Annotated in this window: 17 protein-coding genes; all 17 read right to left on the bottom strand. The window is 46.4% G+C overall.

Annotation, left to right across the window (positions count from 1 at the left end):
* Positions 1 to 2,889, bottom strand: coding sequence for a putative baseplate assembly protein (locus ACX27_RS08530; protein WP_062290917.1), 2,889 nt, complete (start codon positions 2,887 to 2,889; stop codon positions 1 to 3).
* Positions 2,886 to 5,357: a putative baseplate assembly protein gene (locus ACX27_RS08535; protein WP_062290920.1), complete on the bottom strand. Its 2,472-nt coding sequence runs from the start codon at positions 5,355 to 5,357 to the stop codon at positions 2,886 to 2,888. Before ACX27_RS08535 ends, ACX27_RS08530 begins: the two co-directional genes overlap by 4 nt.
* A 1-nt stretch (position 5,358) precedes the next feature.
* Positions 5,359 to 5,715, bottom strand: coding sequence for a GPW/gp25 family protein (locus tag ACX27_RS08540; RefSeq protein ID WP_062290923.1), 357 nt, complete (start codon positions 5,713 to 5,715; stop codon positions 5,359 to 5,361).
* An 89-nt stretch (positions 5,716 to 5,804) separates the two neighbouring features.
* Positions 5,805 to 6,140, bottom strand: a complete 336-nt coding sequence (locus tag ACX27_RS08545; RefSeq protein ID WP_062290925.1) for a hypothetical protein — start codon at positions 6,138 to 6,140, stop codon at positions 5,805 to 5,807.
* Positions 6,140 to 6,622, bottom strand: a complete 483-nt coding sequence (locus ACX27_RS08550) for a phage baseplate assembly protein V (protein WP_062290928.1) — start codon at positions 6,620 to 6,622, stop codon at positions 6,140 to 6,142. Before ACX27_RS08550 ends, ACX27_RS08545 begins: the two co-directional genes overlap by 1 nt.
* Before the next feature lie 72 nt (positions 6,623 to 6,694).
* Positions 6,695 to 7,834, bottom strand: coding sequence for a hypothetical protein (locus tag ACX27_RS08555; RefSeq protein ID WP_062290931.1), 1,140 nt, complete (start codon positions 7,832 to 7,834; stop codon positions 6,695 to 6,697).
* A 330-nt stretch (positions 7,835 to 8,164) separates the two neighbouring features.
* Entirely contained in the window at positions 8,165 to 8,458 is a 294-nt protein-coding gene (locus ACX27_RS08560; protein WP_062290935.1) for a hypothetical protein, read from the bottom strand.
* Positions 8,459 to 8,467: 9 nt separating this feature from the next.
* Entirely contained in the window at positions 8,468 to 9,121 is a 654-nt protein-coding gene (locus ACX27_RS08565) for a hypothetical protein (protein WP_062290938.1), read from the bottom strand.
* Between the two features lie 139 nt (positions 9,122 to 9,260).
* A complete protein-coding gene (locus tag ACX27_RS08570; protein ID WP_062290941.1) occupies positions 9,261 to 12,269 on the bottom strand; it encodes a hypothetical protein in 3,009 nt (1,002 codons plus the stop codon).
* A gap of 164 nt (positions 12,270 to 12,433) precedes the next feature.
* Positions 12,434 to 13,828, bottom strand: a complete 1,395-nt coding sequence (locus ACX27_RS08575) for an eCIS core domain-containing protein (protein WP_062290944.1) — start codon at positions 13,826 to 13,828, stop codon at positions 12,434 to 12,436.
* Positions 13,825 to 14,091 carry a hypothetical protein gene (locus ACX27_RS08580; protein WP_062290945.1) on the bottom strand — a complete coding sequence of 89 codons (267 nt, stop codon included), beginning with the start codon at positions 14,089 to 14,091 and terminating at the stop codon, positions 13,825 to 13,827. The genes ACX27_RS08575 and ACX27_RS08580 overlap by 4 nt, the downstream gene beginning before the upstream one ends.
* A complete protein-coding gene (locus ACX27_RS08585) occupies positions 14,082 to 16,004 on the bottom strand; it encodes an ATP-binding protein (protein ID WP_062290950.1) in 1,923 nt (640 codons plus the stop codon). The genes ACX27_RS08580 and ACX27_RS08585 overlap by 10 nt, the downstream gene beginning before the upstream one ends.
* A 191-nt stretch (positions 16,005 to 16,195) precedes the next feature.
* The gene (locus tag ACX27_RS08590) at positions 16,196 to 17,578 is read right to left on the bottom strand and encodes a Pvc16 family protein (protein ID WP_062290952.1); all 1,383 of its coding nucleotides are present in this window, start codon (positions 17,576 to 17,578) and stop codon (positions 16,196 to 16,198) included.
* On the bottom strand, positions 17,578 to 18,318 hold the full coding sequence (locus tag ACX27_RS08595) for a hypothetical protein (protein WP_062290955.1): 741 nt from the start codon (positions 18,316 to 18,318) through the stop codon (positions 17,578 to 17,580). The genes ACX27_RS08590 and ACX27_RS08595 overlap by 1 nt, the downstream gene beginning before the upstream one ends.
* Entirely contained in the window at positions 18,315 to 19,067 is a 753-nt protein-coding gene (locus ACX27_RS08600) for a T4 family baseplate hub assembly chaperone (RefSeq protein WP_062290957.1), read from the bottom strand. Before ACX27_RS08600 ends, ACX27_RS08595 begins: the two co-directional genes overlap by 4 nt.
* 69 nt (positions 19,068 to 19,136) lie before the next feature.
* Positions 19,137 to 19,661 carry a phage tail protein gene (locus tag ACX27_RS08605; RefSeq protein ID WP_062290960.1) on the bottom strand — a complete coding sequence of 175 codons (525 nt, stop codon included), beginning with the start codon at positions 19,659 to 19,661 and terminating at the stop codon, positions 19,137 to 19,139.
* A gap of 28 nt (positions 19,662 to 19,689) precedes the next feature.
* The gene (locus ACX27_RS33540) at positions 19,690 to 22,266 is read right to left on the bottom strand and encodes a phage tail sheath subtilisin-like domain-containing protein (RefSeq protein ID WP_062290963.1); all 2,577 of its coding nucleotides are present in this window, start codon (positions 22,264 to 22,266) and stop codon (positions 19,690 to 19,692) included.
* Positions 22,267 to 22,483 lie beyond the last annotated feature (217 nt).

Consider the following 22,483-nt stretch of genomic DNA (forward strand, 5'->3'; position numbering starts at 1 on the left):
TTACGAATTAGGAATTATTTCTAAAGAGATGCCAATGGGATGAATTAATAAGAGTTCTGCGGGTTGGGGTTGGTTTTGTGACTGATTCCAAGTAGCGATCGCCGCATCTAAATAACTGTTGAGTGCAGGCGGCTGATCTGAGCGGTAAAGGAGGTCTAAATCAGTGTTAATCACTCCTGGCACTTGCTGAATGAGGCTAATCACTTCTGCTGCACTGACTACCTGCCCAAAGCTACGATTAGCAAAGGCAAAGGCTGTTTGCAGTGCTGTCTCGACTTGGGTTTGGACAATTTCGGCAAGATAGCGGGGGTCAATTCGCACTTTAGCTTGGAGATTGAATAAACGTAATTTGTAACTTTCTATATGCAAGGGTTGGGCAGGATCGCGGACAGAGGTAATGGCTGAGATTAGGTTTTGGTAAAGTGTAGAGCTAGGCTCGGTTTGATTGCCGTTGGCAGCCGCGATTGTCAGATGTACGCGATCGCTAAATCCATCCCATAAAGCAACGGCTTGGGCTTTACCGATACCAGCAAAAGCACGGGCAAAATCTTCGTAATCTTTCAGGGAAACAATTCGCTCTAAGGTTAAGACTGTGAGGGGTGCGTTAATCCGAGCATTTTCGAGATTTTCCGGGGCCTCAGCACCACTGGCTACGAGGGGATTAGTGACGCTGCGAATGCCCAAGGGACGGGTTTTTAGGAGTGTCAAACTATTGGCTGATACTTCCCCCGCTAAACCAATGCCACTACGATAGGTAGCAGTAATATTTTCCATCCCTGTAGGCAGACGCGCCCCTTGTTTGCCGTCTCCAAAAATAACTTTGGTTGTACCATCATCTTCAATTCGCACAATGTAAGTTTCGGCGTTGGCTGGCAAACTGTAAAAAGCGCGGGTTTCTTCCCAGAGGATTTGATTGACTCTGACCGATAACGTAGTTTGGTTGCCACTAGGAGTATTAGCAGAAATATAAGTTAATGGTGGCTTTTTGAGGATGAAGGTTTGAAAAGTTTTCGCCCCATCACCACTACCCAGAACTGCCCTGACAGTTTCCCCGTGCGTTGCTAAAACTACGTTGGCATTGATGGTGACTGTATCTCTGTTGTAGCGGTGTTGCAGGCGATCGCGAAAATACAAAGTTGTGTGTTTGCCTTCATGGACAATTGCTCGAATAAACGCTATCTCGGCTGTATTCACATCGGGTGTATCAACTGTTTTCCCCTGGATAGCGATTGGTTGATCCATCTCTAACCCTGTAACAATTCGCTCTAGTTCGATCGCCTCGACTCCATCTTGATCATTTGCTTGTAGCGGTTCATCAATAGGTATAGCTGCTAAAGTTAATCGTTCGCTCTGCACATAGGCAACAGTCCGCCGGACTCGGAAATCATATTTATCTAACGGTGCAGAATTATCGGCACTAGCTAACTGTAAACCAGTCGATTTACCACTGAGTGCGTAATCTACCAAGGATGTTTCTGATGTTGCCTGCACTCGATAAACTCGCTGGACGCGGTTACTGGCTTCTACTACCAACCAGCTATTGCGGATAACGTCAGGAATACTCCGTTCTAAATATACATCAGCTTCCGTGTAAGCTTGCCCTTGGGAGTTCTGCCAAATTGTGCGACCAGAACCTGCATCCCAACTTTGAGAATAAGGATCTGCACCGCGAGTTTCTTCAGGATCAGGTTGAGGTAAAGTTTCATACCTGGGAGCATTGTGTCCAAAGAAACTTACCTGTTGACGAAAAGCGAAAATGCCTTGGTCGGCTGGTGGTAGTGGGGGAGGTGTGGGGGTGGAAGCCTGGAAGCCAAACTGTAATTCATTCCAGTTATTGATCACCAAGGTTGCTTGCAAAGCTGTTTCGGAAATCGGTTGTCTCAATACCTGATTAATTTGGGCGACATTAAAAGGAAGCGATGTATTAACTACTGAAATAGCATTGATCAATTTGGGCAAACGACGCAGAAACGGAATCTGTCGAACTACGTCTGTAAAGTCGATTCTGCTCCGACGGCGTTCTGCTTCGATATGGATGTTTTGAATTGAATGCACCAAAGTCTGAATTGTACCTGTGGTTGATTTACCCACAAATAAAATGCGATCGCCTTTTTTTAAATTTGTCGTTCCATCTAGATAAATTTGCTCAATAGGAATGGCAGTAACATTGGTCAGGGGTGGTTCTTCTGGTTCTGCCTTGGGAATCTCTGCTATAAAAAAGACATCGGCAATTGGTAATAACTCTGCTTCTGAGATGAGCGGAGCAATATCTGCATCTACTGTCCACAAATAAAGTTTATTGTCGTAGATACACAAATCTTGGGGTTGAGTTTGCCGGGGACGCAATTCGTTCCATTCCAGCCTAGCCGTCAAATCTGCGGCTGTCTCGAAGGTTTGGGGTAGTTGATTTTGACCGGGAATACTTTGAATTTGTGTTCCCTGTGGTACGGTGGCAATCCCTTGGGTTCCTGGTGTAGTTTCTACTATAAAGGCGAGGTAGGTACTAGCTGCAACACCAGGGTTGAGTTCATAGCCAATTGTCCTGGCTAATTCTAATACTGATAGTCTTTCAGTAGTAGTGCGGAGATAATTCTGGTTAACAATCCTTTCTTGATAAAAAGTAAGAATATCTGCTACCACTGCCCAAGCATCCAAAAAAGCGATCGCCGCATCATCTTGGCGACGAGTTTTTAATGCCTCCAGACTGAAATTATTGGGCAGCACAGGTTTGGCAATGTTGGCTAAAAGTTCAGCAAAGAAGCTGCCATAAGTGCCGATGCGGTAGTTTAACTCTGGCAGTCCTGGACGGTTCACACGGTTGGGTGACGGTGGATCACCTGCACAGCAACCGCAGGGGTCAAGATTGGGGTCTTGGTTGAAATCACTCATTGCCCACCCTCCATGAGAAAATCAATCCGGCCGTTTTCTGGGGCGTTAGGGTCGTTGTCTAGTCGGGCAATTTCCAATCGCCCAAACCTAATTTCGCTGGCTTCTAGTTCACCATTGGCAGCTTGTCCCCAACGTTGGAAGCGGTGAAGCTTGGAGGGTTGATTGCTGACATCTACCCACTGCACACCCGGTATCGCCATAGCTGTGGCAATTAGTTGGCTGAGATAAACAGGCTGACCGAAGGTAAAGTTATCGGGATGAAAGAAACCTCGTTGACCGTTGGCCAAATCTTGATTACTAAATGCTTGTAAAAGGTCGGCTTTGACATCGTTGGCAAAGTAACCTGGTTTGACGCAAACACTAAACAGAATATCTAAAGGTACAAAGCGGGGTGCATCTACTTCTAGGTCATAGCCTGCCATCCTGTATTTTTCCAGGAATTGTCTTAACTCCTGCTCAAATTCTGCATCTACAGACTTGCCGCTTTTGCGGTCAACGGTAATAAAGATGGTGTACCAACTACCCGTCCAGCGACGGGTGGCGGCAGCTTTTTGTACCTCTGGATGACGTTCGGCAACACGGGCGTAATCTTCCTCAGTCACGGCTCTTTGCTGAACCCGGAAGGCTTGGGGTGCATCCAATTTGACTTGCTGTATTGATTCTGGGTCGCTGCCACCTGTACCGGGGAGGCGGTTAGAAACAGTAGTAATACCAGTGAGGGTAGTAACAATATGCGCGATCGCTCCAGCACCAATATTGCCGTCCCGACCATTACCAACACGATATGTAGCTTGAAATCGAGTGAATGGGGCGGGACGTTGCCCAAAGATATTGTCACCAAAACGCAGATAGGCAGTGCGATCGCTGCTCATTTCTACCACAAAACCCGGATCAAAGCGATCGCTGTTGAGTAAATCCCGACGCGGCTGCCATACTTCGCCAGTATTACTTTGCAGATTGACCGCAGGCAAGGCTTGAGGTGGCTCTTGTTGAATTAAGCTACTAGCAGGGCTTTGATTATCAACAAAGGCATTATAGGGGATGCGATGGGTAATATTTGGTTCTTCTAAATATGGGCGATAACGTCGCTTTTCTGGGACTTCTGCTGGTATAAGACGCTGTTTTGTCAGGGTTTGTCCGTGGTCTGCCAAGAGAATATTCCCTCGCGCCACACTCATGCTTTGTTGCAGTTGTCCATCAATCACTTTTGAGAGACAAAAAGGGAAAGGCAAAGCATCCTGTTCATGCCATTGAATTTCTAGGATAGGAACTTCTGTCAAAGGATCGCGTAATGCGACTGTAGGGATGCGTGTACCATCGGCGGTGACTTCAGCGGCTGGATGAACTTTTGTGAGTCGGACTGCCCAACGGCGGGTAATATCAGCATCTTCAATTCTGCCAGTCTCAGCACTCAAACGCTCTTCCAAAATTAAAACATCACCAGGAACTAGATGTAGGCGGTGAGTGACATCATCTTGCAAAGTTGCCTGTGTTGCACCTTTGGGTAAGCAGCAATTTTCATCACTCCAGGTATAAAACTGGATTTCGTTATGTCCTATGTAAATGCAAAGAGAGTGCATCGCCTCAAAAATGGCTGGCTGCTGTTGTAAAGTTTCTCGATATGCCAAAGAATCTGGTGTAATTTGCGTTGGTTGTCCAGCTACCTGTGTCAAATACTGCGTACCTTCAGGAATAACTAGATTATCTACCTCCGACTGCATCTGTATCCAAGTCCGAGCATTGCAACCTTCGTGCATAAAGTAATTCAACAAGCGTCCATGCCGTCTGACAGAAGGGCGTTGTCTAGCTTTGTTTAACAGACTTTCAGTAGCCGCAGCATCTTGATAGTAGCTGAGATAGTCAGCTGCATAAGCCAACACTTCAACTATGGCTATGCCGATATCAGCAGGGTTTCTGGTTTGCCATTCTGGTAAGGTGATAGCCAGACGATCAAGCATCACGCGGCGGAAACTGGCATAGTCTTTGGCGAGATAATCGATTTGCGGTTGGGGGAATGGAACAGGTGGACAGTCGGGTGGTTGGGGGCAATCAAAATCGCTGGGACAGTTGGCTTTGAAGGAAAAGGGAATTTCTGCTAGTTGTCGGTCGAGGGGTGGGGTAAAACCACTGGGTAAAGTGTCATCAACGGAAGATTGTACGAGTTTGAGGGTATAGGTAGAAAAATCACCCCGTTGGTTGACTGTAATTTGTAAAGCTTGGGGATGATCTGCGATCGCTTCTACCCCAATTACCCGAATATTCCGCACTCGCACCCCACCCACAATGGCAAAGTTATCTATGCTCAAAGGTGGAGCAGAATGAATAAAATATACCACCAGCACGGTTTGGTCTGCACTTACCACCTCTAGATAATCCAAACCATTAAGTTTAGGAGTGCCATCACTACGTTGTGTATCCCGGACTACTGCCCGACGACGGAGGTTTTGGCAGAAATACTGGGTTTTCATGTCATAAACTCCGAGTAAACTGCTCAGTTCGGCGTTCTTGGGTACGTAATACTACATACCGCACTGTCACCTGGAGAGTAGCATCTTCACTCATCACTGCTACCCCTTCTACCTGAATTAATTCACCTAGCCATTGCTGTAATGCTCCCTGCACCATGAATTGGGTAGCGGTTGCGAGTTCATCACTATTGCCTGCAAACAGCAGTTGTAGCAATCCACTGCCAAAATCGGGACGATTCACACGTTCACCAGGGGATGTAAACAACACCTGCTCAATCAAATCCCGGATGTGGTCGTTAGGATCAGTAGTTGCGGTGCGTCCTTGTAAGTTGATATGGAAGGGATAGTCAATAGTCACGTCGCTTCGCTCCGAGTTCAAAATTTAAAATTGAATAACCTCTGCCCCCCTAACTTGAAAGTGCTGAGTGCTGAGTAAAAAGAACTTTCTTAAATTCCCCTTACCCGTGTTTGAGTAGCGACGATATTCGGTGGCCCTTGGGGAATTTGTTCCGCACTCTGACAGATAGCTGTACTGCTTTGTAAAATCACAGCTTGGCCACCTACCCGCACCCGACTAGCAGGGACTAGCCACTGCACTGTTGTACAAGGTTGGGGTTTAGCAGTTGGGACAGTAAAGGCACAACCAGTAACTAGATAAGTGTCAGTCAGAGTAGCTACAGGCTGTCCACTAACTTTTACCCGTGCATTGCTAGATACAGTCGTAACAGGCCCACCGTGGGGACAAAGGGCGTTTGCACCTACATGAAAGACAAATCCTGACATCAAGTTACCTCCAACGCACCATCGTTCACTGAAACTTGCGGGCCTGTCAGTTGAATCTTACTGAGGCTGTTGGAAATCTCAATTCCCGTAGCAGAGATAGCAATCTTCATCCCAGCATTAGTTTCAATGCTGATTCCGCCTACCCCTGGCAAATCATTGAGGGTAATTGAACCAACATCAGTTTTTAAAACTTTCACTTCAGCTGCTGCTGGGAGGGCAGGTACTTCTCCGGTTCCCCAAAAACAGCCCGCCCAAATCGGATAATCTGGATTACCACCTTCAAACTCGACCCACAAATTTGCACCGTTGGGTGGAATTACGAAGAATCCCACTCCCACCCCAGCATAGGGAACACAAGGCATGGCCCAACTATTACGCCCTTCTCCTAAAACAGCTGGCACACTCACTTGTAACCGACCTAATTGTAGGGGGTCGATGTTGTTTTCCACTCTGCCGCGATACTTACCAAAGAACTGTCTCATACCGTTTTAGATTTTAGAATTTAGATTTTGGATTGGGAATAAACTCCACCCGTCCTAGATATCCCTCAAGTTTCAGACCCTCACCGTTGGTAAAGCGGCCCCTAATCCTTCCCGCGTTAGCGTAAATTGTTGCTTATAGGCATCGCCTGTGATTTTGTGGGTGACTTGTTTGACGTAATAAGTGCCGCTATAACTCAACCCTACACCTCGTAAATCTACGAGCGATCGCGCTCTTAATATTCCTCCATAACGAGCTGTATTTAATTCTCCTTCGGCTGTGACTACGGCATTAGTAGAAGCATCAGCACGGGCTTGGGCTTGGGCAAATGCCTGAATCGCGTTTAATCCGTTAGCTCTGAGGATTTCTCTACCCGTTGTCAGTAAATCACTCAAATCAGGAGGATTGGCAGACAATGCAGGTAGCAGACTGGACAAAGACACTACTGGTAATGTTTGGTTGGTCAACCGATCCTGTACTTGACCGATGATACTTGTAGGACTGAGTGCATCGTTTTGAAAATTCAGGGTATCAACGTTACTATTAGCCCCCAAGTTATAGGACAATGCCTTTTGCGGAATGCCCTGTCGAATTAATGGCCCCCAATAAGCAAAGTTACTACCTGGAACCAAACCTGGAGTAATATAAAACACATAATTATATCTGCGTGCCAATTCTTGCAAATAAATCAAATCAGTTGCTTGTTGCGTAGGAATCCGTTCAATGGGGGTGGGAATATCTACTGTAGGCGGTGGAATCACTACAGGAATTAGCCCATACTGGGCATACTGACCAATGATTTTGAGGGCAATAACAGCTTCTGATTGGGCGGGGTGTTCTGTGTTACGCTCTTCTCGATCCATCATAATGCTGATGTCTTCACCTGTGAGGGTGAGTGTGGAACCACTTGGTTCGTTACTCGGCGAAAATTGTTGGTTGGTAATGATACCATCAATTAACACTTGGAGAACTGTACCGAAACTCACCATCACGACAACTCGCGCTAAGGTTTGGAATTGCGGATTTTTGAGTAGAGCATAATCTAAAAAGTTGGCTTTGTTTTGTCCGACTTGAAAGATGATTTGAAAACCCGATCGCCCTTCATCACTATGGGTAATTTCCACACTTCCTAGCGATTCCATCACCTCACGTAGCGGCGGAATCGGCACAGTGGGGCCTGCAAGTAATGTTAGGCGAATCCCTAGTGATGTCACGTTGCTTCACTCCGAATTCAAAATTCACTGGCTATGTAATAAGAAAATACATATAGCGTTTTTTATTCTAGTGAGATACAAGCAAGAATAATTAACCGCCGATGAACGCGGATGAACGCAGATGGGAATAGATAAGTTCGTACCTCAGCAGACTAGGAAACGCTATATACAACTCGTATTTGATTTTTCCTAAATTTAAGTAAGCTCTAACTTCCTTCTTTTTTATTCTCTGTCTCCTGTTTCCTCCCCATATCCAGTATGTTCAGGAATCAAATCCGTTTGTTAATAGTTAAAGATTTAGGTTTGTGACTATCTTAATAAAAGCTGAATTTAGAAACTTTGTGGTAAACCAATGCGTAATCTCCGACCAATTTGAGCCGTTAAATCATTGGGATTCATGGCATAATTGGTATCGCATACTCGCCAGTATTCTTCAGGATTTCCTAATGTGCGGGCTGCGATCAAATCAAGGCGATCGCCTGCGGTGACAGTCACTTCTGTTAATGTCGGCATTAAATCTGCATCAGGAAGAAACCGCCGCCGGACGTAAGGAATTTGCCGCCCGTCTTTGGTATTCTTGTTTACGATTTCGAGAGTATAATAACGGCTATTCAATTCAAACATGGCATTTGTTCACAATAAGTTAAGGTTACTACCTGTAACAGCATCTAAATTGTTAACACGTCCTAAGTTTGCCATCGTTTCTTTAACAATTTGATGAGACAAGAACAGATGATACCCCCGATTGTTAGCGGACAGATCGTTATAACTCAATACCCTCAGTCCTAAAGAAACTTTGGCACGAATCGGATTTAAATTGACATCGTGGGCTTCTTCCGTAATGCTAAATTCGTTAATTCGCACAGGTACAACCCTACGTTCTCCCCAAATTAATAAAGTTAATGGTGCTATTGGTAGCGTAATCTGAATTGTGCCTAACGACAGCAAACGTTCATTTAAAACGATTAAATCACTAGGCGGATAAAGTAATATTTCCAGTGCTGACAGCCGAGGATAAACCCCCATCTGCACGGCATTAGACTCGCCTGTTTCTAAATCATCTGTGGCATCTAATTCAATTTCCAACTTGAGAGTTTCGACAGGTGCGCCCTTAAGGCGTAGTGCTTCTGTAGTGTTTCCTTCTTCTCCTGCTGCTTGCAGTTCCAATGTGCGATTCACTGTCCCAGGATTATATTGAAACGGAATCACAATTGGATTGGGCTGATTTTCATCTAAGGCAACGATCGCCCCTTTTAATAATCTTGGTGCGCCAGGAAATGTTGTCATAAATAAATATTACTTAGCTGCACACTTATTTAGCTAACTTTAATTCAGCTGCGATCGCTAGGCTTTTTAGAAGATTCTTATTCTTTATTTATCAAACATTACAATTAGGATTTATTTGTTTGTCTACTGTAGATGAAGTCTACTGATACTTTTGTTTGAGTCGATCAAACATTTGCTCTGTTTGCTCAAAGTTTCTTTTTTGCCGGGTTTGTAAGGAGCTAAGATTGGCAGGAACACTTAATTGTAAATCTCTGCCGGAAGTAAGTTCAGGATGAACTGACATAGTAAGAGGTTCATCAATTCCTTTCCAAACCCACTCCAAGAAAACTGACTTTAATCTATCCATGCTGGCTGCTATGGTGATTGTTCCACTAGAGTTTACTGCTGTTTCTAGATTATTATGAAATTCATTAGACCTGTGTACTTGCTCTCGACCTGCTAAATAAATAGCCCCAGGATGACCTTGAAGAACAAGATAATCAATCCCATTGATTTTTATTTTTCTTGATGAAATAGTAGGCTTGAAAATTACCCAAGTTGTATCAGTGCGAAGCTCATTCTGTAAATCTATCCAATTAGCACCACCAAGAAAACCGCTACCTGTGCTTGCACGTCTGACAATTTCATTGATTAAATTGGTCGGAATCCATTCGTGAGATTTATCATTCACATCTCGAAACTTATCTTGCATCCATTCACGAGCAGATTTATTACCAATTTGTTTATCTGTATTACTATAAATTTCAAAGAAAATTTGGCGATTGACTCGATTTACCTCTTCTCCACGAGCCATCTTTTTCATAAACTCTAAAATGCCAACAGATTCAACTGCTGTTTTCAGAAGCTCTGTATCCCGATTAATCAGCGTCTCGATATCGTGTAAGCTTTGAATCTGAAACTCCCTTCCAGCTCCCTCAAGCGCAGTAACCACACGGCTGATTCTAGCTTCAAGTTGTTCAACAGTCTGCTCGCTATAACCCACTTCCAGCGCACGCTCAAACTCGGCAATGTCACGTAGTTCAGCAAGAACATGATTTAAAAAAGTCATCACTTCATTTCGTTGGCCAGTTTCTAAGTGAGTTACATCCTCGTCATTTTGCAAGTTACTGGCAAGAGTTTGTAAACGCTCACGCCGCTCAGAAGCCATTTCTACAACTAGATGACCTTCTTGTAACTGAACAAAGATTTGGTGCCTAGCTCCAGACATGCTAAAAGAACTTTGTAGGTCAATTGCTCTACTTTCTGTTTCTGCTACTGGAGTTGTTGGTGTTTGTGTATTTCTATCTCCACCTCTAAAAGTTTGCCCAATGCGACGGATGAGATTGACGATCGCATTTTCAATTCGTTCTCGCAAATCGCTGATAATTTGCCGCACTCGATTGGCAATCCCGCCAATCCCGATCAAATTTGCCAAGAACGAAATTGCTACAGGTAAAAGATTCGCCAGGACTTGTTCAACACGTTGCGCGGCTGGCTCAATGACACCATTGACGATTTCGGCTAAACCCTCAACAATTGTTTGCACGATTTGGATCAAGTTTTGCAAGTTATCTCGCAAGAAGGTGTAGAGATTCCACGCCGTCAGAACTAGCTGGACAATTGCCCCAACAGGATTAAATAAAGTTGCCAGCTTAGTAATTGCTGCTGTAATGATTTGCGTTAGCAGGAATTCTTTAATTTGTTCTAGTACCATGTCACGCAAGTTGGCGAGATCCTGAGTGATTTGCTCGAAGAAAGCTGACCAACCACTCGTAATTAGGGTTTGTACATAGTTCCAGACAAATTCAATCCGTTCGACGTTGCGCTCGCCCAAAATTCTCACAGCAATCCGCCGGATCAGATCACCTGTGAGTCCGAGAATCTGACGTATTAAGTCAAGTACACCCAGCAAGTTAAATTCCTGGGGAATTTGAATGTCTCCCAAAGCCCCAGTCAGCCAGCCAATAATCCCTGCTTGCAAGTGAGTTAGGAAATTATCAGCAAAATGCTGCACTCCTAAGACAACTGCATCAATTAAGTTACTCACAAAACCGCCGGGATCATCAATAATCGCTTGGAAGGTGTCGGTAATCTGACCGATAAAGGCATAAAATTCTGCCGGATCAATCCCCAGAACTTTTAGTACAGCTTCTAGCACCAACCGCGCCAAGGCACTCCAATCGCCGGTCAGGACAGCCTGCATAATATTGATGGCAAATTCTAATCCAGCTTGCAGTACATCTAAAACGGCGTTGAGTCCGGCTCTTAACCCTTCTACTAAAGCATTAATTCCGGCTTTGAGTTCTGCTGCTACTGCATCTACGGCTTGTTGTGCTAGGTCTACTGCTTCATCAATCAAGCGATTGAGTGCGGCTGCGAGTTCGGGAAATATTTCACCCAAAAGGTTATCTACCAAACCTTTGAGAAAATCACCAAAGGCCGCGATCGCCTCTTTAATAAAGTTAGCAGCTGCATCAATTAAAGCTTCCGCGGCCGCTTTCACAGCATCGAGAATGCTGTTGACTGCCTGCCGTACTGCATCAAAAATGGCTGTAATTGCGCTGGTGAGGGCTTCAAAGGCTTCACGGACAAAGCTAACAGCCCGATCCCACCAACTTTGATTTTCGGCTTCGCGTTCAGCTTCACGGCGACGCTGTTCTGCACGTTGTTCGCCACCGTTGACTTCGGTTTGTGCGTCTCTTTCTGCTTGTTGATAGTCTGCACGAATTTGCGCTTGGTCTTCTCGGACACGAGTATCAATGCGATCGCGATCGCTACGGCGTTGGTCTTCTGATTGCTGCTCAATGTCTGCGACAGCTTGAGACTGTTGTTGGAGGGTATTTTGTCGCTCGGTTTGAATCTGTTCTCGCTGTTCTTGAATTGCTTGTCTCTGGTCTGTGTCAGCCTGTAGAGTTTGAGCTTCTGCCTCAGTTTGGGCGTGTTCTAGTTGCTCTTGTCTGGCTTGGTCTCGTTCATCTGTAACTTGATGAACTTGGTTTTGGGCTTCACTCAAACTGTTCTGCATCACCTCCTGTTGATTCTGGTCAAAGGCGGTTTCGACTTCAGGGGGTAATCCCATTTGGGTGTAAGCAGCGACACCTTCGACTGGTTGGGGCGATGGTACAGCTAAGGTGTTAATTTCCCCTAAAGGTACTTCTTCATTGATCACCAGAGGCTGTACCCGTTCTGGCCCTGGGCCTGTCAGTACAGCTTGTTGTGCCTGTTGGCGGGATGTATCCGCTTGTTCAATACCGTTGTGCAGTTGCTCGTTGATGCGTTCTGGGTCAGTTTCCCCCTCTAAGGGTACAGCCGGGGCTTCTCCTGGTGAAGTTTCTACTTCCTCGTCTGTGGTGCGTACTTGATTGAGGCATCGCCGATTTCGGTGGCGCGGTCAGTATTTGGATCAGGTGAAAGTCTTGATACTGCCTGCAAAATGGCATTATTAGCGGTGTAGGCAGTGGGGTCTGGGGTAGGGGGAATGTCTGGATCTGGGGCGGGGGCTGGTGGGGTTTGTTCTAGGGATACTTCTTCTTGTGGTGGTGCATTCACTTGGAGTTCTGGCAATTCTTCGGTTTCTCCAGATAACTCGGCAGTGAAGGTAGGTACTTCTGCTTGGAAAGTATGATTTTCTTCATTTGCCAGGCGATCCAAGTCAGTCCCTAAACTGTCATATTGCCTGGCTTTGAGGGTTGGGGGAGCAGTGGCATAGGCATCCACCAATTCATCGACATCGGCAGCACTCACTAGAGCCGTTTCTGCTGCTGCTAATTGGGCTTCTCTGGCGGCGACATCTTCGGCGGTAATCCCTGGCTCTGGTGGGGCTGGAGGTTCGAGGGCGGGTACTGCTTCTAAATCACCACCGACTGGTGCTATTTCTGAGCTTTCTAAGGTTGCTTCTGTTTGTTCTTGGGCTGTTGATTCTGTTGGTTCTGGTGTTTCTGTGGGTGGGGCTGGGGCTGGAGTTTCAGTTTGCTCAACGGTGGCGGTAAAGCGATCGCTAGGAGGAGCAGTTTCACCTACGGTGGGTGGTGGCATCTCCCGTAGTAGGGCGATTGTCTGGGGGGAAATGGCTGTGTTGACCTGGATGGGTGCAGTGTCGGCATCCGGTTGTACCAGTTTGGCGGTGAGGCGAATGGCTTCCTGTTCGGCGCTGGCTGTTGTGGGTAAAACGACTGGTGCTGATTGTGACGGCTCGGTACTAGCTTGCATCACATGAATGACTTCGTGGGCGATGGTTGCCAAGTCAGGGTCAGGATCAGCCAGAATAATTGTTTCGTCGTAGGTGGCAGCACTGGCTTGTAAGGTCTCCAGGGTGGCAGCAATTTCTGGTGTCCCGGCGTAGACGGTGAGGTGATCTAAGGATGTCCCCAAACGGCTTTCTAATATCGGGCTGTAGGGTAAGGGGATGGGGCTGATGTCTTGGGTAGCGTGTTGAATTAGCGATCGCGGATCGTGGAGAGAGGCAGGGGAGGAATTACCTGCTGCTTGAGTTTTTTCTTGGAAACCTAAAGTAGGTTCGGCAACTAGGTTTTGGTCATCTGTGGGTGATAATTGTTGCTGAGTTGACTCTGTATCCGTATGAGATTCGCTATGTGTAACTACCTTTTCTAAAAGCGAGAATGGTGTTTTTAATAACTGAGATTTTTGATTTTTTGGCTGTTGGGGCGATCGCTTTTTCAGTTCTGTCTTAGTTTGGACTTTTGATTGTCTGGCAACAGCTATTTTCATAACTTCCAAGCTCCATACATCGCCTGAGCAATTTGCATACCCATTGCTTCGGGACTCATGCCGCGTTTAACTTCAAAGCTGCCGCCGTCTAAGTACTGCTGCTGGGATGCTTGTACGATAGCGTGGGGAATACCTTCTTGGGTAAATAGACGAGTCAGTTCGGTAGTCAATGCCAGTTGCAGGCGATCACCATCTTGTGGTGCAATACCTGTAACAATTAGTTCCGCAATCTCTAATTCTAGAATGACTGAGTTTAGATCCATCCCCGCACCTCTGCATCTGCTAAGGGTTTTTCTAGCTTGGCATATTCACTGTGGGCTGCCCGGAGGATGTGTCGCATCTGTACGGGTTGCTGCTCGGCGGCTGCCAAAAATGCGGCATTGAGGGCGATATTACGAATATTACCACCTGCGACATTCAGCCGTGCTAGTTTGGCAAAATCTAAATCGGCAACTGGGGTTTGGGGCGGAAACATGCGCTGCCAAATTTCCAGGCGTTGCGACACATCAGGAAAGGGAAACGGAATCACAAAGCGGATGCGGCGCAGAAATGCTACATCAATGGCGTGTTTGAAATTGGTCGTCAGAATGGCCAGTCCTCCGTAAGATTCCATTCTTTGTAGCAAGTAGCTGACTTCAATATTGGCATGGCGATCATGGGCATCTTTGACTTCGCTGCGTTTGCCAAACAAAGCATCAGCTTCATCAAACAACAAAATTACGCCTCCTGCTTCTGCGGCATCAAAAATCCGCCGCAGATTTTTCTCGGTTTCGCCAATATATTTACTGACAACAGAACTCAAATCTATGCGATAGAGGTCTAGCTGTAACTCCTGAGCAAGAATTTCTGCCGCCATTGTTTTTCCTGTACCACTACCGCCAGCAAATAGGGTTGTAATTCCCAATCCGCGTTGGCTATGGTTGCCAAAGCCCCAGATTTGGTAAACCTGCGATCGCTGTTGTACACTAACGACAATTTCCCGGAGTGTTTGCTTTTGCGGTTCTGGTAGGATTAAATCCATCCACTTTGCTACAGGTTCAATGCGTTGGGCCAGGTCATCTAGTTGGGTGCGGACTTGTTGACGGCAAGTTTGCCATAACTGATGGCTGAAAGATGCTGATGATGTGGTTTGCTGTAACACAAGGTCGCTGGCTTGCTGAATTCCTTCCGGCTCTAAGTTAAACTGACTGACGATTTGTGCCAATTGTCCATTGAGAGATGATGTCGCGTCTCCCAAGGCCCGTTGCCAAAGTGCTTCCTGTTCATCGGCATTGGGGCGATTAACATCAAACCGTACTATTGTTCGTCGTCGTAAACTCAAGGGTTCTCTGGATGCCACAAATCCCATGCTGGTGAAAGATTGCAGGAAACTGATTAAGGTTCGCTGCTGGTTATGATCGCCTGTATCACTAGCATCAATTAATAAAGCACTGCCACTAAGAATCGCTTCTCGTTCCCAGAGAATTCGCAGGGTTTCTCGCTCAGTCACATCTGTGGGGATATCTGCGGCGTTGAGGCTATACAAACGGATGCCCAAACTTTGGCAGGTGGTGGCGGCAATAGCTTCGTGGCTACTCATGTTTGCACCACACAAATTAATTATCGGATAAAGTGGCGATCGCCTCTGTTTCCACAACTGCTGAATTTGGTCTACCGTAGCTTGGTGTGAGGGTGGTAAGTTGACCTTGGTGACGATGGAAGTAACAAGTCCGTATAGTTTTTGATCGAGGTAAGCTACACCCATGAGGTAATGTAAGATGCGTTCATCAATCCGCAATGAGCTAGTGACTAGGGTTTCTCCTGTTTCTATGTAAATTAACCGCCAATGACGTAAGGGAGCAGTAGGAGTGAGAGCGTCCCAATGAGCCTGCGGTAAGGCTGCCAATGCTAGTTGAAAGGTAGGGGCAGAACGGTTGATTAAAGTCACTACCAAACTGGCAAATTCTGGTTCTAGTTCTATACCAGCACAGAGTAATAAAAGTTGCCGTTCAAATGGGGAAAGTTTGAAGACGCGACACAGAATTTCTAAGGCGGGTAGTGTTTCTGGTAAATCGGGAGGTGGTGTAGTCGTTGACTCCTGCTGGGCATAAATTTTTAGACAATGATGCACCTCTGCCAGTGCTGCCATGAGGTAGCGGTGATTAATGATAGACCAGGAAGGAGCATGAGGTTTCATATCGTATCCGGTAAAAGACTTATCATAAAGACCGCAGGGGGAAGGGTGCAGGGTGCAGGGGGAGAAAGAGTTTCGTCTTTCTGCACAGATATGCGTCAGTCATAACTGATTTGCCGGACATGATTTCATGGGTGCGATCAGGCAGAAGGTAAAATAAATTTTGAATTTTGAATTCCAATTCCCCCTGCCCTTTAAATCGTAATTTGTGGATGTGGTGGATCTGTGGCTAGGGCAAGGGGACTTTCTGCACCATCAACCCGCACTCGTACTAAGTAGCTGCTACTTAAGATATTGGGAACCGCAAAGACTAAAGTTGGGCTGCGTTGTGCTGCTTTTGGTGTGTTGGCGGGAGTTTGCCCTTCTGGGAGGAGTAGGGCTGCGTCTGGGAAATTATAGGCGATCGCAGGTTCAACACCAGGATTAGTTTGATTGAGTAAAAGTAATGTTCGCTGTGTGTCGGCGATCTCAAGGTTGATCTGGAGGCGCATGGCTGGGGGGGTGATGGTTCTGGTTAAGCGACTGGCTACATCTGGTGGAATAGCGGCATCGAAGGCGGCTTGATCTGGGAGGTATTGTATTTGGTAGGTGGGAGGTGTATTACCATCGTTGACAATTTCTGGACGCAAGATAAAGGCGGCAAGATTGGACTCAAAACCACGATGGGGTTCTTGGGGTGTGCCTAAATCCAAAGGATGAATGATCTGGATGGTATTTACGCCTGCTAGCAAACCACTAGGTAAAGGCAGGCGAATTTCTCGGTCGGTGAAGGTATTTGTGCCGACAGGTAAATCTATGTCCGCAACGGCAGGATTATTAAAACTCGCTTGGGTAAGATTGCGCCGCAAATTTGTGCCACGAATGGTGAGGGTGTTTCCGGTTGCGCTCACTTGTGGTGTGACTTCCTCAATCACGGGCGGCTGAAAGGGGGTGACGTAGATGTTACTGGTTTGTACGGGTAAGGCGGAACGAGTGGGTTGTTGTCCTTCTATCAACACAACAGAGACGTGATAGGCTGTACTGGTGCGATAATTTGCTTGCAGTGCTGACCAAATATGGGACATCTCCTCCATATCTAGGTATTTGGGGGCAATTTTAATTTGTTCTACTTGGTCGGCTAGGTTAGCCGCAGCAAGAGACTGAAAACTACGCGGCAATATACTACCTGTAACTACAGCCTCTGTAGAAAAGGTACGTTGAATTGCTAATCGATTGAGAATGGCATTTTCATGGAGTAGTTGCATGGCATAACCCAGCAAGATTTCTGCCTCAAACTCCTGGCTACCATAAGCAGTAAGTAAGTAATGTAAATCGAGTGCCAAAGGTGTATTGCAGACGCGATCGCCTCGTGCATTATAGGTGGGTAAGCCTTCGTTGCGCCAAGCTGGATTGGCTGTAACTTGATAGAGAAATAGGTTTAATTGAGTAGTATTTTGCCCGTTTTGGTTGACTGGGATGCGATCAGGGGGCAAGGCAGTAACGGTAACATCATTGTCGAGTTGGGCATCAATTAGTCCATTGTTCAGGAGGTCTTTGAGAACAGCTGTAACTGCGGCGATCGCTAGTGCATTTGCCATCACGTCCTCCCGTTGCGTCGTTGTAAGTAGGCGTTGAGTGACAGGTTCGGCTGGTAAGTAGTTCTGGTTTTTGTTACCGATTTAGCCGTAGGTGTTGGCGTAACGGCTCGCACTTCGATGCGACCAATATTAATGCGGACTGTGGGTGTGGGGGGTTGTGGTTCTGGGGATGATGGCTGAGGCTCAAGGCGAGGATACGGCAATGGTTCGACTGTTGGCTGAATTGCTGGGGTTTGAGGTGGCTGAAAAGGCTGGATTGTCTGAACAGTAGGTTTGATTGGTGGCGGTGGTAATGGCTGTGATTTAATAATTGTCTGTGATGTGATAATTTCTGGGGATGGTGGTTGACTAGATGGGTTGATAGATGATGTTACAGATGGTGCGATCGCCTCAATCACTGGTGATGAGTTAGTTATAGCCTGGGGTGGTAAAGATTCTGGTGGAGTTGGCTGGGATGGTGTAACAGCAGGTAGTTGAGTTATCTGGGGTAAGGCAGGATTTGGTAGTGGTGGAGGTTGTGGTGTAGATTGATCTGGCAACCTGGGTGGTGACTGCATTGGTGGCGTGTTGAGAGGCGATCGCGGTTCGTTTAGCGGTAGTGCTGCTTCAGTTTCTACCTCGTCCACAACTGCGGGTATCACTTGTAAATTACTTTGGGCAAACCGAGGTGCAATTAAGGGTTGCACTGATGCTATGTTGCCCATGCTGCGATCTACTAGGCGAGTCAGAAAGTCTGTCATAACCGAATCATCTCCAGATACGCATTTCGCCTGTGGGAACTGAGAGCTAAGATATCGGCTTCCCGCCAACCGTAGACAGATGCTAAAAGATGCACTTCTTGTAGTAAGCGTTGTGCTTGGACGGCAATTTCTGTCCAGAGGAAAGTTGCAATGTCGAACAGCTGTGACCACTGGTAATGACAAGCAAGACAGGTAAGATTGAGAATAATCTCTGCTTGCGGATCGGCGACGGCCAACTGCTGAATTAAGTCTGAGATGATGTTGGCTGGTAGCGCCGAGGGAGCAATGATCACTCCATCATGGTTTGCTTCTAAAACAAAATGTTCGACTAACTGTTGTTGATTATGGGCAAGATTACCATCTTGTGATAATGCTAACAAGTCTTGGGTGGTAGGTAGCCGACACAATAAGGTATAGTCTGCGATCGCCAGTTGAATTGGTTCTGGTGCAGTGAAATGGGGCAAGGTGGTAGCAGTGCGAATCTCACTTACGGTTAAACCAAATTCCAGTCGTTCTTGACAAGCAGGACAGGCGGCTGTTCCCTGCAAATGTGTGCCAAAGGTCTGCTCTCTAATTGCCAATAAATGTGCATCTCGTCCACCAATTGATAATGCTGCCAATTGCGTCAATGCCACATCTGGATATACCACCGACAAAATTGCTAATGCGCGGTGCAGTGGTGACTGATCTATCCCCCACTCCCAAATTCGCAGGATATCGCTAGATGTCAATGGGCGTGGGGCATTCATAAATCCAAAATTCAAATTTTATAAATGGGGCATTGAAGAACTTTTAACTCAACACTCAGCACTCAGCACTTACTCAGGAATATTAAATGATAGCTCTTGAGGTTCTGTGACATCGACATCACGTTCCCAGCCTTCATTTTGCAAGGTGAGCATTTGAATAGCGATCGCATTAGCGTTGGCATCTAGTTCTGGCAGGGCTTGGTATTCTGATACCCAACAGCGATAAATTTTATAAGCGATCGCTAACTGTCCAGCTTCGTTGTAGACTTCAATAATGATGTCTTTGCGAAAATCACGCAGAGATACTTCTGCCCCCAATCCAGCCCCATAACTCCAGACTTTGTTAGCCCATCGTTCAAACTCTACATCATGGGTAACTCCTCTCTCCAGTGCGATCGGGTCATACTTTGTTTGGCCAGGCGATTTGATGACTGTGCTGGGCAAACCTCCTTCCCGATGTTCAATTACTTCTGTTGTGCGCTTGAGCATTCCCACTTTGCTCACTCCGGCAACATAGCGACCATCCCATTTGACCCGAAACTTAAAATTCTTGTAAGGGTCAAGACGACCAGCATTGACACTAAATTGAACCATAGTTGTCTCCTGATGCCACTCTGCAAATTTAAACTTGAATTTGACCAGCTAATTGTTGAATTTTGATAATGACGAATTCAGCCGGTTTGAGTGGTGCGAAACCGACGACAATGTTGACAATACCGAGATTGATATCGTTTTGGGTGGTGGTTTCTTTATCACACTTCACTAAGTAAGCTTCTCGTGGCGATTTGCCCTGGAATGCACCTTGACGAAACAGGTTTTGCATAAATGCTCCTACATTCAGGCGAATTTGTGACCACAGGGGTTCGTCATTCGGTTCAAATACTACCCATTTCAGCCCCCGATATAAAGTTTCTTCGATAAAGAGTGCCACTCGCACTACGGGAATATACTTCCATTCTGAGGCTTGCTGATCAGCACCGTTGAGTGTCCGCGCTCCCCAACATATACTGCCATAGACAGGAAATGTGCGTAAGCAATTAATGCCTAGGGGATTGAGTACACCATTTTCTTGATCGGTCAAGGCAATTTCTAATTTGGCAACATTGCGGAGTGTGGCATCTGTTCCGGCTGGGGCTTTCCATACGCCACGAGTGCTGTCTGTACGGGCAAATAATCCGGCGATCGTGCCACTTGCTCCGACTGAGCGCAGTTTGAAGTTGTTTAACGGGTCAGGGATGTAGACACGGGGAAAATAAAGGGCGGCGTTCTTGTTTCGCAATGTGGCATGGCGGTCTAGCCAGTTATTAATTTCTGCTACTTCATCAATATTTGGGGGAGTATCCATGATGAAGAAGGCACGTCTTTGTTGGCAGTAGTTGTTGGCAACGGTCATGACTGCTACCCCTTCGGTCTCTGTAGCACTGTCACCAGCTAGAACTGCTGCACGCGGTATACAGAGGATATTGAACAAATCGACATCTTCCAGGGCATAAATTCCGGCTTTGGCATTGGGATCACCACCACCCATCAAGGCATTGCCATCGGCGGGATTGCCATCTGCCCCACCGCTCAGTTCATAGCTCTGCACATTTACCTGGGCATTGGTGGCATCAAGCAACAATTGTGTGACAGTTATGTTGTCCACTGTCCCAGCCGTGAAGGTGATGGTATCACTTGTATCTGGGATGATGAGCAAGCGATTTTCGCCTGCTTCATAGCTGGCAACTCGCGTCCCTGTAAAGGCAGAACTACTACCAGGATCAGCATTGCGGATGGCTGTTTGCAGTTGGGTGGCGATCGCACTTAAGTCATTGGCTGCGGTCGTGATTGTGGCGGTATGAGGCCCTAACCCACCAATGGCCAAATTTACGGTTGCACTGGCGGCTACTGCGGGAATTGGTGCTATTTCATTTGACACAAAGGCCGTGATGGCAGTTGCAGTACCAGCATTTAATCCTAAGTCATCAACTGTGGTCTCTGTTCCTTCTTGGCTGAAGCTAACGCTGGTTTCCGGTAAACCTGACAAGACAATTAAATGTTGACTACCTGCATCAGTGTAAGTAACTACACGGGCATTAGCAAAAGCATCCGCTTCGGCTGGTAACACGGCGGGGTTGCCTGCGGCTGCTCGAATTTGGCTTTCTAACTCTGTTCTTGCGGCTGCTAAGTCTGCCATGTCGCCTAGGCTCAGAGTTACTGTACTGCTGCCTATTGTTACTTGCAATTGTCCAGCCGCAACAGGAAAAGCCCCGCTTAAATCTTCAGATAACACTCCTTGTAAACTAGTCCCATTGGCTAAACCTAGACTGCTGAGGGTGCTGGCATCTGTGGCGGCACTAAAAGTAACTTGTGAATTTGCGGCTACAGGCCCGGCTAAGATGCGTAAGCGGTTGTCTACTACTGAAACTGTGGCTTGGGCAAATGCTTTGAGTTCTGGTCTAGCGCCTCTAATGGCAGACTCCAGCAATTGACGTGCCTGTGTTAGCGATGTTGGAACAGAGGCTAATCTGGCGATACCTTGTCCGACTGTGCCGATGGTAACGGAGATTTCTGGGTTAGTGTTAGTAATTGTGGGAAAAGGATTTAATACTCCAGATAGTGTCCCTGTAGGTAGTGGACGCTGAGTTCCAGTTGCAGTGACACGAACTAGTTTTGAGCCAGCGAATTCATCGTTAACAATCGTCCGCACAAAGTTTGTATCGACTGGATTCATCGATAGATTGCGGAAGGTTTCTGATTGTTGAATGACTTCCTCTCCATTTCTGAGTTCGACCAGAATCACGGTCATATTAAAGCGATCGCCAGATGTAGGAGTGGGATAATCGATATTGATTCTCAAGCGATCGCCCCAACGACCAGGATTACTAAAGTTAAAACGGCCTGCTTCAACAGTCAGTGCTGTTTGAATTGTTGTACTTGCTGCTACAGCACCAGCACCTGCCACACGCACCACCCAAGCTTCAGTCCCTCCATTCAGGAAAAATTGCTGGATGGCATAACTTGCTTCACTTCTACTATCTAAACCACCAAATTCTCGTGCAAAATCGCCAAAGTTAAATACCCGAACCGGCCGATTTAATAAACCTCTCTCAAAAGTGTCTACAAAAGCAGCGATCGATGTAGCAACTCCTGTTATTGTGCGAACACCACTAGAAATTTCTTCAATATAAATTCCCGGATAAGTTGGTGTGACTGCCATGATAAATATCTCCCAAAAATTGTGGAGTTTAAGTCAAAGCACTGCGAACTTCAAGGCTTACCTTCTAACAATTTTTTTTACTTTGTTTGTCTATCAGGGCAACCGCATCATGTTAGAGGCTGTTTGTAAACTATTATTAAGTAGTTAAAGAAGATTTTGCAAGACGTTTCAACATTAAACGAATTATAACTGGGTAAATTATAGATTCGCTCATTTT

It is taken from the genome of Nostoc piscinale CENA21 (genome assembly GCF_001298445.1).
Classification (GTDB): domain Bacteria; phylum Cyanobacteriota; class Cyanobacteriia; order Cyanobacteriales; family Nostocaceae; genus Nostoc_B; species Nostoc_B piscinale_A.